The organism is Burkholderia sp. SR8 (assembly GCF_052851275.1).
Genome location: NZ_JAULUC010000022.1, coordinates 44,763 through 57,915, shown reverse-complemented (window position 1 = coordinate 57,915; position 13,153 = coordinate 44,763). Strand labels below are relative to the sequence as shown.

The following is a 13,153-nucleotide window of genomic DNA, read 5'->3' as shown; positions in this document are numbered from 1 at the left end:
ACGCGGCGGCGCCGGCGCGATCCGCCCCGTTCAACGTGCCGGCAGCGCGCTCGCGATCCGGTCCGCGAGCTGCGCGAGCAGCCGGCTCAACGCGGCCGCCTGAGCAGCGGCATCGTGCTGCGTCATCGGCGACGTCAACGTCGTCTCCCGGCTCAGCGTCACGTTGGCTGGACTGCCGGACATCAACGTCCATGCAGCCTGAAGCGTCAACGTACCGTTTTCATCCGCGTGCGCATCGAGCACGGTGACGACGAGCGAACGTGTACCGGCCGGCCGCGGCGCGTCGGGCAGCACGACGGCGCCGTCGGGCAGGCGCGTGAGCAGATCCTGAGCGAGCGTGCGGCGCATCATCCGGTCGAGCGGCGCGCCCCAGCGCGCGCCGTCGTCGATCACGAGCCGGTTCGCCGAACGCTGCACGACGACTTCGAGGCGATCGAGTTCCGCCGGAACGTGCACGGCAGTCAGTTGTACCGGCGCGATCGGCTCGCTTGCGTGCGGCGCGGAGCCCGGCATCGCATTCAGCGCCACGTAGCGCGTCGGCGGGCTGTGCCCGCATCCGGCGACGAGCGCGGCGCTCAGCGCGATGACGATGACGGTGGCGATAGCAGCGCGTGCCGGTTCCGCCACCTTCCGCACCGCTATTGCGATCCATTGCCGCGCAATGCCGATCATGGCTTCTCCTCCTGCCTGCCGCGCACGAACGCTTCCGGATGCCGGTCGAGATAGTCGGCGAGCGCGCGCACCGAACGCGCGGTATCGGTCAGCTCGCGCAGCGCGGCGGGCAAACTGTTTTGCGCGGTCGCATCGTCGCCGAGCGTGCGATTGGCCGACGCCACGGCCTGATCCGCGGCATTCGCCGTGTCGCGCAGTTGCGCGACGAGCGGGCCGATCTGCGGCGATACCTGCTGCAGCGTCCGGTCGATCTGTGCGACCGCGCGGTCGATATGCGCAAGGCTGTCGCGCAGCTGCGGCGACGCGGTGAGTGCGTTGATCCGTGCGGCGATGCTGCGCACGTCGTCGCCGGTCTCCTTGATCGGCAGCGCATCGATCTTGCCGGCGATGTCGTTGGCGCGGGCCGCGATCGCGTCGAAGTCCGCGGACGAGACGCTCGGTATCTCGGCCGGCCCCTGCGCCGCAGCGAGCGTCGCGGCCGGCGCGCCGCTGACGAAGTCGAGGCTGATCATGCGCGTGCCGACCAGCGGCGGATCCTGCACGAGGCGCGCGCGCAAGCCCTGCGCGACGAGCCGCCCGAGCATCGCGTCGACGATCGGGCGCCAGTTGCCGTCGGCCGGCGGCCGCGCGCCGGTGATCCCCAGCGCCGACGGCTCGATTGCGATCTGCACGGGCGTACCGAGCTGCCCGGTGTCGACGTCGTAACTCAAACGCACGCGGGTGACGGTCCCGATCTGAAAACCGCGCAGCTTCACGGGCGCGCCGCCCTTGAGTTCGCCGGCCGCGCCTGCAAAGCGGATGACGTAGGTGACGACGGGCCCGTGCTCGGGCCCGAGCGCCGGCTGGCGCTCGGTACCGTCGAAGTGCCGCGCCGGCTTGCCGGGCCCCGGCTCCATGACGATTTCCGGCCCGACGATGAGTGCGCGCAGCGACGCCGGATCGCTCATCTCGGGTTGCGCGCCGCGCAGGAAAAACCGCGTTCCGCTGCGCAGGTACTTCTCCTCCGCCCGCGCGATTCTGAGCGTGGCCTCGACGTGCTGGCCATCGGCGGCCAACGCGATGCCCGACAGTTTCCCCACCCTGACGCCGCGCAGCGTGACTTCGGTATCGTCGACCTTCATGCCATGCGCGTTGGAGAACACGACGGTCACGGTTTCGCCGCGATCGGCCAGCGCGCGCATGCCGAGCCATCCGACCACGCCGAGCGTCGCGATCGGCACGGCCCAGATCCAGCCCGGCCATGCACTGCGGCGCACGTCGGCCCGCGTGCGCGGCGTGCGCGGCCCGTTCATCGGCCGCTCCTGTCGCGCGAGTCCCACATCAGCCGCGGATCGAATGCATGCGACGCGAGCATCGTGAAGAAGACCACGAGCGCGAACGCGGTGGCGCCCGCCGCCGGGTCGGCGGACGCGATGCCGTCGAAGCGAATCAATGGAATGAACGCCGCAATCGTGAACACGTCGACGTTCGACCATCGGCCGAGTTCGTCGATCCATCGGTAGAGTCGCCCTTTCATGCGCAGGTGCCGGCGCGAGCGCCGCAGCACGGACACGACGAACCAGGCCATCCCGACGATCTTGCCGACCGGTATCGCGACGCTCGTGATGAACGTCAGGATGCCGAACGGCCACAGCCCGACGTGGAACAGCTGCAACACGCCGTCCACGATCCGATGCGTGACCACGTGGCCGAACTGCATCGATCGCGTCATCGGCAGCAGGTTGGCGGGCACGGTCAGCACGAGCGCCGCCAGCGACAGCGCGCTCGCGCGCGCAAGCGGCGCCGGCTTACGTATGCGCAGCTTGAGTCCGCAGCGCGGACACGGATGCCCTTCGAGAGAAACCGGCAGGACCAGGTCGCAAGCGTTGCATGCGACGGTGACCTCCCGCGGTTCCGGGTACCGCTCGGCCGCGATGGCCCGCCACACGGTGCGCCGATCGAGCGACGCGCGCGTGATCATCGACATCAGCCCGGCGGCGACGAGGCAATAGCCGCCCGCGTCGACCGTGCCGGTCAGGTTCTGCGTGACGCGCGCGTAGCCGACGATGCAGCCGACCAGGTACACGTCCGGCATCGCCCATGCATCGAGCCAGAGCGTCCAGCGGAACAGCATGCCGATGCCGGTGAAACGCCAGCCGAAACGAACCGCGCCAAGCACCAGCATCAGGCCGCCGAAGCGCGCGAACGGCAGCACGATGCCGAACATCGCGAGCAGCGCGGCCAGGATCGCCCAACCGCCGTCCCACATAGTCAGAATGCCCGACGCCAATACCGACGAGTGCGCGGTTCCGAGCATCGTGACGGTCATCAGCGGCGCGAGATTGGCCGGAAACAGCAGGATGAACGTCGCGGTCGTGCATGCCAGTGCGGCCTGCACGCTGCGGCCGCTGCGGCGCTCCAGCGGCGCATGGCAGCGCCGGCAGCGCACCAGCGCGCGGGCGCCGAGCGGCGGAATGTCCTCGAGCGTTCCGCATGCGGGGCAGCCGATGGTCATGACGCGGCCTCGGCCGGGGTGCGCTTGCCGTTGCGCTGCGCGTGATGACAAACGTGACACGCGCGATGGCAGAACTTGCCCGCCATCCGTCCTTGTTCGCGCATTCCGGTTCGCATGGATTCTCCTGCTCGATCGCGCCGCCACCCCATCGCCGGACGCCGATGGTCGGCGCCCGGTACTCGTCGGCCCGGTTTCGTCGCTCGAGATGCACACGCCGGAACGCGCGGTGAGCGCGCACGAGCCGATTGCCGCCGTGTCGGCTAGCAAGCGTCGTGCCTCGGCTCGCCGCGCCGGTCGCCGGTTGGCGAGGCAGCCGTCGTCGCGCTCCAGGGTGCCGGCGCGAGACCGGCCCGGCAATGCCACGCGAAAGGGCGCGACGCATCCATGCGCGGCCCGCGCCTCACGCTTTCACCGCGCCGAACGCTGCAACCGCCCGCCTCGGGAATGGCCCGATATACTCCCTACCAGTATCCGGCATATACTCCCCCCCAGTTTCATTCGACGAATGCAAGCCGCCACACGGCCGCGCAGAATGAAGTGCGCGCGCTGATGCACGACGGGAAGCCGATCCGAACCGTCCCCCCCTGATGAAGCACCGAAAAGGAGCATGACCATGTCCGTCGCCATTCACCCCACCGTCGATCGCGGCATTCAGAAAGGAGCCGCTCAATTCGCGGGCGGCACGCTGCGCTGCCGGTGCACGCAGGATCCGGTCGAGGTCCGGATCGATTCGCAGGTCGCGTTCAATCACGCATGCGGTTGCACGAAGTGCTGGAAGCCGGCCGGCGCACTGTTCTCCGTCGTCGGCGTCGTGCCGCGCGACAAGGTCACCGTGACCGCGCATGGCGAGAAGCTGCGCGTCGTGGACGACAAGGCGCTGATCCGGCGCCACGCATGCTCCGCGTGCGGCACGCATTTGTTCGGACGGATCGAAAATCGCGATCACGCGTTCTACGGCCTGGACTTCATCCACACCGAACTGTCGCAGGACGCCGGCTGGGACGGGCCGGGTTTTGCCGCGTTCGTGTCGTCGATCATCGAGAGCGGCACGCCGCCGTCATTGATGGCGGACGTGCGCGACACGCTGCGCAGCAAGGGCCTCGAACCCTACGATTGCCTGAATCCGGCGCTGATGGACGCGCTGGCGACACATACGGCCAAGGCCAAGGGAACCTACCGCGACGCGTAACGGCAGCCGCGTGGCCGGTGCGCGGCAGGAGGTGTGCCGCGCACCGCGTCAGTATCGCCGCCGCGGACGCCGGCTCGCGCGGCGGCCAGCCGACGAATCCGACGTTCGAATCCGTCGCCCAGCGCGTCACATGTTCGGATAGTTCGGCCCCCCGCCGCCCTCCGGAGTGACCCATACGATGTTCTGAGTCGGGTCCTTGATGTCGCAGGTCTTGCAGTGCACGCAGTTCTGCGCGTTGATCACGAGCGCATCCGCACCGTCCGCGCCGGTACCGAACTCGTACACGCCCGCGGGACAAAACCTCGCCTCGGGCCCCGCGTACTTCGCCAGGTTCACGCGAACCGGCACGTGCGGGTCCTTCAACGTCAGGTGAGCCGGCTGATTCTCGTCATGGTTCGCGTTCGACAGGTACACGGACGACAACCGGTCGAACGTCAGCTTGCCGTCCGGTTTCGGATAGACGATCTCCGTGCATTCCGACGCCGGCCTGAGCGTCTCGTGGTCGGCATGCCGGTGATGCAGCGTCCACGGTACGCGCCCGCCGAGCACCTTCTGCTCGAGTCCCACCATGAAGCTGCCGAGATAGAGCCCCTTGCTCATCCACTGCTTGAAGTTGCGCGCGCGATGAAGCTCCTGCTTCAACCACGAACGCTCGAACGCTTGCGGATACTCGACCAGCTCGTCGCGTTGCCGGCCGCCCTGAATCGCGTCGTATACCGCTTCGGCGGCCATCTTGCCCGTCGCGATCGCCGCATGGCTGCCCTTGATCCGCGATGCGTTCAGGAAGCCCGCGTCGCAGCCGATCAGCGCGCCGCCGGGAAACGTCAGCTTCGGCAGCGACATCAGGCCGCCCGCCGCAATCGCGCGCGCACCGTACGACACGCGCTTGCCGCCTTCGAGGAACGTGCGGATCGCCGGATGCGTCTTGTATCGCTGGAATTCCTCGAACGGCGACAGGAACGGGTTCGAATAGCCGAGTCCGACCACGAAGCCGACGACGACCTGGTTGTTGTCGAGGTGGTACAGGAACGATCCGCCGTACGTATCGCTCGAGAGCGGCCAGCCGGCCGTGTGGATCACCAGCCCCGGCTGGTGCTTCGCCGGATCGATTTCCCACAGTTCCTTGATGCCCAGCCCATACACCTGCGGATCGGCGCCGTCGTTCAGCCTGAAGCGGTCCATCAACTGCCGGCCGAGATGGCCGCGCGCCCCTTCCGCGAACAGCGTGTAACGCGCGTGCAGTTCCATGCCGAGCTGAAAGTTGTCGGTCGGTTCGCCGTTCTTGCCGATACCCATGTTGCCGGTCGCGACGCCCGCCACTTCGCCGCGTTCGCCATACAGGATCTCCGCCGCCGGAAAGCCCGCGAAAATCTCGACGCCGAGCGCCTCCGCTTGCTGGCCGAGCCAGCGCGTGACGTTCCCGAGGCTGACGACGTAGTTGCCGTGGTTCTTGAAGTTGTCGGGAAGCAGCCAGTTCGGCACCTGCGTCGCGCCGCTTGCGGACAGGAACAGGAAGCGGTCTTCGGTCACCTCGACATCGAGCGGTGCACCGTTCGCGCGCCAGTCCGGCAGCAGTTCGTCGAGCGCGCGAGGATCCATGACGGCGCCGGACAGCGTGTGCGCACCGATCTCGGAACCCTTCTCGAGCACGCACACACTGACGTCGCCGCCCTTCTGCTGCGCGAGCTGCTTGATCCGTATCGCCGCCGACAGCCCTGCCGGCCCGCCGCCGACGATGACGACGTCATACTCCATGGAGTCACGCGGGCCGAACTGTTCGACGAGAGTCTGTGTATTCATGACTGTGGATTTCAGATAGTCAGGTTACGAAGCATTCCTGAATTCATGCATTGAATCTCGATGATTGAACAGCGTGAATTCCGGCCTGCTTCAGCGGTGATGCTGGACGAATCTTAGCCGCCGAAAAGATGGTCACGCGCGATATAAGGGGCACTTATGCTGCAAACAATCGTCGATTGGATTGCCTGAAGCAGCATCGTGCAAGCGCAGGTCTTGCCGGGCGATCGTTGTTGGCGCATCGCCCGGCGGGATCCCGATGATGTACGTCGATGCCGCGTCAAGCGCGGCGCACGATCATCCGCGGCGCGGTGCCGACGCCTCGCCGAGCAATTTCCCCTTCGTCTCCGGCGCGAGTGCATACGAAATCACGCCGCCGACGAGGCTGATGCCTGCCGCGATCATCAACGCCGTGCCGACGCCGCGCGAATCGATGATCACCGGCAGCAGGAACGTCCCCATCGCGGCGCCGATGCGCGAGATGGCCGTGGCGACGCCCACGCCGATCCCGCGGATCTCGGTCGGAAACACTTCGCCCGGGTAGACGCCGGTCAGCGTCGTCGAGATTGCATTCACGAACGAGAACGTGAAGAAGCACACGAGGATGAGCTCCGACGACACATGCGAGAACAGCGCGACGCTCAGCAGCGCGATCGCGGAAATGAAGAACGGCGGAATGGCCAGCATGCGGCGTCCAACCTTCTCGATGAACATCACCGCGACGACGGTCCCGAGCACCGCAACGCCGTTGAGCACGAGGCCGCCCGTCAACCCTTCCTTGAGCCCGAGCCGCTCGAGCACGATCGGCGCGAACGCACCGATTGCGAAGTACGGCGTCACGTTGCAGACCCAGAACATCGACACGAAGAACGTCGTCTTGAAGTAGTCGGCCGAGAACAGCGAGCGGAACCCGAGCTTTCGCGCGCCGGCGCCGTGGCTGTGCAGATCGCCGTGCTCGTCGTGCCCCATGTATTCGAGCGCCAGTTCCTTCGCTTCGTCGACGCGCCCCTTCGTCATCAGCCAGCGCGGCGACTCGGGCGTGCCGAGACGCATCAGGAACACGATGACGGTCGGCACCGTGCTGAGGCCAAGGATCACCTGCCATCCCGCGATCGCGGACTCGGTCAGCCCCCAGCCGATCGCATAGGACATCAGGTAGCCGACGTACCAGACCAGTTCCAGCACCGCGAGCAGTTTCCCGCGCAGCCGCGCCGGCGCGAATTCGGCCAGCAGCGGCCAGCCGATCGAGTAATCGGCGCCGATCGCGATCCCCATCACCAGCCGCACGACGAACAGCTGCCAGGCTTCTGCGACGAAGAACTGCGCAACGGAGCCGACCAGGAAGATCGCGAGGTCGATCGTGAACATCGGACGGCGCCCGACCTTGTCCGCGAGCCACCCGCCCACCGGCCCGCCGATGAAGATGCCGATCAGCGCGGACGCGCCGATCAGCCCCTGCCAGGCCGGCGACAAATGCAGATCGCGGGTGATCGCCGGCATCACGATGCCGATGCAGCCGAGGATGAACCCGTCGATGAACATGCCGCCCGCGATCACGGCCGTGAGCTTGGTCAGAAATTTCCGGTGCTTGCCGGACAGCGCCACCACGCGCGAACGATGGGTCGGAACGGGACGAGAGAAAGCCTTTGACACGATGAAGTCTTACATGGGCACCTTCCGGAGCGACAGGCGAGCGTCAATGTGGCGCAACAGCCGGCAGATCGATGCCGGGCGGGCGGACAGGCGCACTCGTCCACCGCGGGATCGGTATTGTCGGCACATGACGGTCAACCCGTTCACCCTGTCGGCGTCCAGTCTCCTTGGTAAGTTGATTTTCCGCGCGGCATGCGCCGCGCAACCGTGTTGCCACGTCGAGCGCGACGTCGCACAGCCGTCGCTGCCGCGGGCGCCGGCACGTCGCCCCGGGGGATCGGGCGTATCGATGCGCCGCGCGCGACGTGGACTGAAGGATCGACGATCCACCTTCATGAGCCGGCCGCCAAGGGTGACGGCACCGCACCGATCCTAGTCGCCGCTAGCGTCACGGCGTGCCGGCATAAGCGGTTCTTATGCTCGACTCAATCAGCAGTTGATTTGGCCTGCCGCAGTGGTGTGCGGTTCGTCGCTGCCGTCCGATCCGGTCCGGCGCCGCGGACGAATCGGCGTTCACGGGCGCGATTGTGCGCCGCGCATTACACGATCGCCATCCGGAGTTTCAAGGGTGTGGACAGCGGCCGGCGGCAGCGCCCCGGCTGCCGGTTTTGCTAAAAATAGCGCCCGCTTATATTGCCGTGCGCCCGTTCGTTCCGCGTCAGACTCGCCCATACCCTGACCAGAAGGAAACGGAATCATGAACTCGTATGACGTCGTCGTAATCGGTGCTGGCGTGATCGGCAGCTCCGTGGCGTTCCACCTGTCGAAGCTCGGCGCCAAGAACGTGCTCGTTCTGGACCGGGGCACGATCGGCGCCGGCACCACCTCGCAGTCGTCGGGCATTCTGCGCACGCACTATTCGGTGAAGGAGAACGTCGAACTCGCGCGCAAGTCGTGGCACGTCTTCAACAACTTTGCCGACTACCTCGGCGACGACGAAGCGTCGTGCGGTCTCGTCAAGTGCGGCTACATGATCGTCGCAGCCGAAGGCGACAAGCTCGAACCGCTGCGCGCATCGCTGAACCAGCAAAAGGAACAGGGCATTCCGCTGGAACTGCTGAGCCGCCAGCAAGCCGCCGAACTGCTGCCGATCGCGCGGTTCGACGACGCGGCGCTGATCGGCTACGAGCCGGAGGCCGGTTTCGCCGATGCGTATCTCGTCGCGACGAGCTTCGCGCGTGCGGCACGGCGCGCCGGCGTGACGGTGAAGGAAAACGTCAACGTCAAGCAGGTGCTGATCGAGAACGGCAAGGTGGTCGGCGTGTCGACCGACATCGGCGACTTCAGCACGTCGATGGTCATCAGCACGCAGAACATCTGGACGCCTGAACTGGCCGGCTGGACCGACCGCGCGCTGCCGATCATGCCGGAACGGCACGCGGTGCTCGCGCTCGAGTGCGATGCCGCCAGGTATGCGTTCACCATGCCCGTCTTCAAGGATCTCGCGTCGCCCGGCATGCTGTATTACCGCAGCTACGGCGGCAACCAGATGCTGGTCAGCGAAGGCGTCGTCGGCGAGAAGCTCAATACGGCCGAAGTCGAGCAGGGCGACATCCCGATGGACTACATCGTCGATGTCGGCGCGCAGGTCGCCGAGCGCTTCCCCGCATACGAAACCGCCGGCATCGCGTCGTCGTGGACCGGCGTGTACGACGTGACGCCCGACTGGAATCCCGTGCTCGGCAAGCTGCCCGGCATCGACGGCCTCGTCGTCGGCTACGGCTTCTCCGGCCACGGCTTCAAGCTGTCGCCGACCGTCGGCCTCGTGCTCGCGCAGGAAGCGCTGGGCGTGCCGACCGAGGTGTCGCTGAAGCCGTACTCGATCGAGCGCTTCGCGACGGGCGAGCTGCTGACCGGCAAGTACGGCCTCGGTGCGGTGTCCTGAGGATCGCGCGATGACGCAGATCGACGTCCATCCGCTCGATTCCGTCGCGCCGGAAGCGTGGCGCAACGGCGGCGGCACGACGAGAACCCTCGCAACGGGCGGCGACGCCTGGCGTGTCAGCCTGGCGTCCATCGAGCGCGACGGCCCGTATTCGCGCTTTCCGGGCATCGAGCGCACGTCGCTGATCGTAAGCGGCGCCGGCGTCACGTTGACGAGCGATGAAGCCGTCGTGCAACTGCGCCCGTTCGCCGCCGAAACGTACGACGGCGACGTCGCGTGGGCCGCCGCACTCGTCGGCGGCCCGTGCGTGGCCCTCAACGCGATGACCGCGAAGGGCCGCTACCGCGCGCATGTATGCGTCGTCGACGCGCCCGTCGTCGTACGCCCCGGATGCACGGCGATCGCGGTCGCGCTGGGCGCCGGCTACAGCGTCGCCGAAGGCGATGAAACGCCCGGCCGCGACGTCGGCCCCGGCCACGTGCTGGTATCGGAACATCGTGCCCGCGCGCTGCGGCTCGTCCCGCTCGCTGTCGCTGCCGAACGCGACGGGCAAAACGCTTGTGCGGCGCTCGTCGTCATCGAGCCCGCTTCCGTTCAGAAATACGCTTGAAATCCACAGGTATCCGACATGAAAGTTATTGCAGCCGTAAAACGCGTGGTCGACTACAACGTCAAGGTGCGCGTGAAGTCCGACCACACCGGTGTCGACATCGGCAACGTGAAGATGTCGATGAACCCGTTCGACGAAATCGCCGTCGAAGCGGCGACGCGACTGAAGGAAGCCGGCACGGCGACCGAGGTCGTGGCCGTCACGTGCGGCGTCGGCCAGTCGCAGGAAACGCTGCGCACCGCACTCGCGATCGGCGCCGACCGCGGCGTGCTGGTCGAAACCGACGCGGAACTGCAGCCACTCGCCGTCGCGAAACTGCTGAAGGCCGTGATCGATAACGAACAACCGCAACTCGTGATCCTCGGCAAACAGGCGATCGACGACGACGCCGGCCAGACCGGCCAGTTGCTCGCTGCGCTGCTCGACTGGCCGCAGGCGACCTTCGCGAGCCACATCGAGATCGGCGACGGCATCGCCACGGTCACGCGCGAAGTCGACGGCGGACTGGAGGTGATCGCGCTGAAGCTCCCCGCGATCGTGACGACCGACCTGCGCCTGAACGAGCCGCGCTACGTGACGCTGCCGAACATCATGAAGGCGAAGAAGAAGCCGCTCGATACCGTGACGCCCGCGGCGCTCGGCGTGGATCCGTCGCCGCGGCTGAAGACGCTGAAGGTCGTCGAGCCGCCCGTCCGCAAGGCCGGTGTGCAGGTGCCCGACGTCGCGACGCTGGTCGAGAAACTGAAATCCGAAGCAAAGGTGATCTAAATGACGACGCTCGTGATCGCAGAACACGACAACGCTCAACTGAAGAGCGCCACGCTCCACACCATCGCCGCCGCACTGAAGCTGTCGAACGGCGTGCACGTGCTGGTCGCCGGCAGCGGCGCGCAGCCGGTCGCGGAAGCGGCCCGCAAGGTCGCCGGCGTCGACAAGGTCATCCTCGTCGATGCGCCGCATCTCGCCGACGGCCTGGCGGAAAACGTCGCCGCACAGGTGCTGGCATTCGCGAGCGACTACTCGCACCTGTTCTTCCCGGCCACCGCGGCCGGCAAGAACGTCGCGCCGCGCGTCGCCGCGAAGCTCGACGCCGCGCAAATCTCCGACGTGATCGCGATCGATTCCGCCGATACGTTCCAGCGGCCGATCTACGCAGGCAACGCGATCGCCACCGTGCAGTCGCCCGACCCGGTGAAGGTCGCGACGATCCGCACGACGGCGTTCGACGCCGCGGCCGCGGACGGCGGCAATGCACCGGTCGACACGGCGCCGGCCGTGGCCGACACCGGGCTGTCGACGTTCGTCCGCCGTGAAGTCGCGACCAGCGACCGGCCGGAACTCACCGCCGCGCGCGTGGTGGTATCGGGCGGCCGCGGCCTCGGCAGTGCCGAGAACTTCGCGCTGCTCGACCCGCTCGCGGAAAAGCTCGGCGCGGCAGTGGGCGCATCGCGCGCCGCGGTCGATTCGGGCTACGCGCCGAACGACTGGCAAGTCGGCCAGACCGGCAAGATTGTCGCGCCCGAACTCTATATCGCGGTCGGGATTTCCGGCGCAATCCAGCATCTGGCCGGCATGAAGGACTCGAAGGTGATCGTCGCGATCAACAAGGATGCGGACGCACCGATTTTCGGCGTCGCCGATTACGGTCTCGTCGGCGATCTCTTCGAAGTGGTTCCGCAGCTGAACGCGCTGCTCTGATATCGATCGTCGCTACGACTCGTCGCTACGACGCGCGGGTAGCCGGTCTGGCTCCCGTCTTTGCCGCCATCTCTGGATCTCCGCGATGGCGGTTTTTTTGCGCCCGTTTTTTTGCGCGATCTGCAAGAGCCGGCATCGACGCCGGCCCGCACTTGCGCATGGCCTACTTTCCGATCGCGTGCAACGCATCCACTGCCGCGAGCACCATCCGCTCGACGACGGGCTTCACGTCGTCCGCGCGATCCGCACGGTATGCGAACGGCGGCGTCTCGTCCATGTACGTCGACTGGCACATCTCGAGCTGGATCGCATGGATACCGTCCGCCGGCCGCCCATACTCGCGCGTGATGTAGCCGCCCTTGAACCGGCCATTCGCGACCCACGTGAACGGCTGCGCGCCGAGCGTACCGGTCACCGCGTCGAGAATCCGCGCGTCGCAGCTCGCACCCGAATTCGTGCCGAGGTTCAGATCCGGCAGCTTGCCGTCGAACAGCCGCGGCAGCACGCTCGCGATCGAATGCGCCTCCCACAGCAACACCGCGCCGTGCCGCGCTTTCAAGCGTGCGAGCTCGTCGTGCAGCCGTGCGTGATAGGGCTTCCAGTACGCGTCCAGACGCTCGGCGATGTCGGCGGCGTCGGGGCCGGCGCCGTCCGCGTAAAGCGGCTCGCCATGAAACGTCTCGGTCGGGCAGAGTCCGGTGGTCGTCTGTCCCGGATACAGGCTTTCTCCACCGGGCGGCCGGTTCAGGTCGATCACGTACCGGGAAATCCGCGCGCCGAGAATCGATGCGCCGGCGGCTTTCGCGAACGCGTACACGCGGTCCAGATGCCAGTCGGTATCGGCGACGTCGTCGGCGATCGGCGCGAGCCGGCTCCGGATCGGCGCCGGGATGTCGGTACCGAGGTGGGGAATCGAGATCAGCAGCGGCAGCTCGCCCTGGTGAAAATGAAATACGGTGTCGGTCAAGATTGAACCTCCATGGATGATTGGATTCCGGATCCGCCGCGCTGACGCGAAACGGCAGGCGCCGGCACGCGCCGTCCCCGGATGTGCACAAACGGCAAACGGCCGCGCACGAACGGACGGACACGCAACTGGATTGCACGCTATCCGTCTGCCCGTCGCGGCCGTTTCATCGCGCGACACCAGCGCTA

At 67.0% G+C, this 13,153-nt stretch carries 11 protein-coding genes; 5 read left to right on the top strand and 6 right to left on the bottom strand.

What is annotated here, in order from left to right:
* Window positions 1-30: 30 nt before the first annotated feature.
* The 3 genes from Q3A80_RS24245 to Q3A80_RS24235 are packed head-to-tail and all read right to left on the bottom strand — an operon-like array spanning window position 31 to window position 3,166.
* The gene (locus Q3A80_RS24245) at window positions 31-672 is read right to left on the bottom strand and encodes a PqiC family protein (RefSeq protein ID WP_446331400.1); all 642 of its coding nucleotides are present in this window, start codon (window positions 670-672) and stop codon (window positions 31-33) included.
* Window positions 669-1,964 carry an MlaD family protein gene (locus Q3A80_RS24240; RefSeq protein WP_446331399.1) on the bottom strand — a complete coding sequence of 432 codons (1,296 nt, stop codon included), beginning with the start codon at window positions 1,962-1,964 and terminating at the stop codon, window positions 669-671. Before Q3A80_RS24240 ends, Q3A80_RS24245 begins: the two co-directional genes overlap by 4 nt.
* Window positions 1,961-3,166, bottom strand: coding sequence for a paraquat-inducible protein A (locus tag Q3A80_RS24235; RefSeq protein ID WP_446331398.1), 1,206 nt, complete (start codon window positions 3,164-3,166; stop codon window positions 1,961-1,963). The genes Q3A80_RS24240 and Q3A80_RS24235 overlap by 4 nt, the downstream gene beginning before the upstream one ends.
* A gap of 613 nt (window positions 3,167-3,779) precedes the next feature.
* On the opposite strand from Q3A80_RS24235, the gene gfa reads away from it, so the two are divergent.
* On the top strand, window positions 3,780-4,355 hold the full coding sequence (gene gfa, locus Q3A80_RS24230) for an S-(hydroxymethyl)glutathione synthase (RefSeq protein ID WP_446331397.1): 576 nt from the start codon (window positions 3,780-3,782) through the stop codon (window positions 4,353-4,355).
* A gap of 126 nt (window positions 4,356-4,481) precedes the next feature.
* On the opposite strand, the gene Q3A80_RS24225 is transcribed toward gfa, so the two are convergent.
* Both Q3A80_RS24225 and Q3A80_RS24220 read right to left on the bottom strand, forming a co-directional pair.
* Complete coding sequence (locus Q3A80_RS24225; protein WP_446331396.1) at window positions 4,482-6,155, bottom strand: electron transfer flavoprotein-ubiquinone oxidoreductase; 1,674 nt, start codon at window positions 6,153-6,155, stop codon at window positions 4,482-4,484.
* 294 nt (window positions 6,156-6,449) lie between these two features.
* On the bottom strand, window positions 6,450-7,805 hold the full coding sequence (locus Q3A80_RS24220; protein ID WP_446331395.1) for an MFS transporter: 1,356 nt from the start codon (window positions 7,803-7,805) through the stop codon (window positions 6,450-6,452).
* A gap of 697 nt (window positions 7,806-8,502) precedes the next feature.
* On the opposite strand from Q3A80_RS24220, the gene Q3A80_RS24215 reads away from it, so the two are divergent.
* Genes Q3A80_RS24215 through Q3A80_RS24200 form a run of 4 tightly spaced genes read left to right on the top strand, consistent with a single transcriptional unit; the run spans window position 8,503 to window position 11,998 of the window.
* Window positions 8,503-9,690, top strand: a complete 1,188-nt coding sequence (locus tag Q3A80_RS24215; protein WP_446331394.1) for an NAD(P)/FAD-dependent oxidoreductase — start codon at window positions 8,503-8,505, stop codon at window positions 9,688-9,690.
* A 10-nt stretch (window positions 9,691-9,700) separates the two neighbouring features.
* Entirely contained in the window at window positions 9,701-10,300 is a 600-nt protein-coding gene (locus Q3A80_RS24210) for a HutD/Ves family protein (protein ID WP_446331393.1), read from the top strand.
* 18 nt (window positions 10,301-10,318) lie between these two features.
* Window positions 10,319-11,068: an electron transfer flavoprotein subunit beta/FixA family protein gene (locus tag Q3A80_RS24205; RefSeq protein ID WP_446331392.1), complete on the top strand. Its 750-nt coding sequence runs from the start codon at window positions 10,319-10,321 to the stop codon at window positions 11,066-11,068.
* Window positions 11,069-11,998, top strand: a complete 930-nt coding sequence (locus Q3A80_RS24200) for an electron transfer flavoprotein subunit alpha/FixB family protein (protein ID WP_446331391.1) — start codon at window positions 11,069-11,071, stop codon at window positions 11,996-11,998. It abuts the gene before it with no gap.
* A gap of 163 nt (window positions 11,999-12,161) precedes the next feature.
* Here the strand turns inward: Q3A80_RS24200 and hutG are convergent, their stop codons facing one another.
* On the bottom strand, window positions 12,162-12,965 hold the full coding sequence (hutG, locus tag Q3A80_RS24195; RefSeq protein ID WP_446331390.1) for an N-formylglutamate deformylase: 804 nt from the start codon (window positions 12,963-12,965) through the stop codon (window positions 12,162-12,164).
* Window positions 12,966-13,153 lie beyond the last annotated feature (188 nt).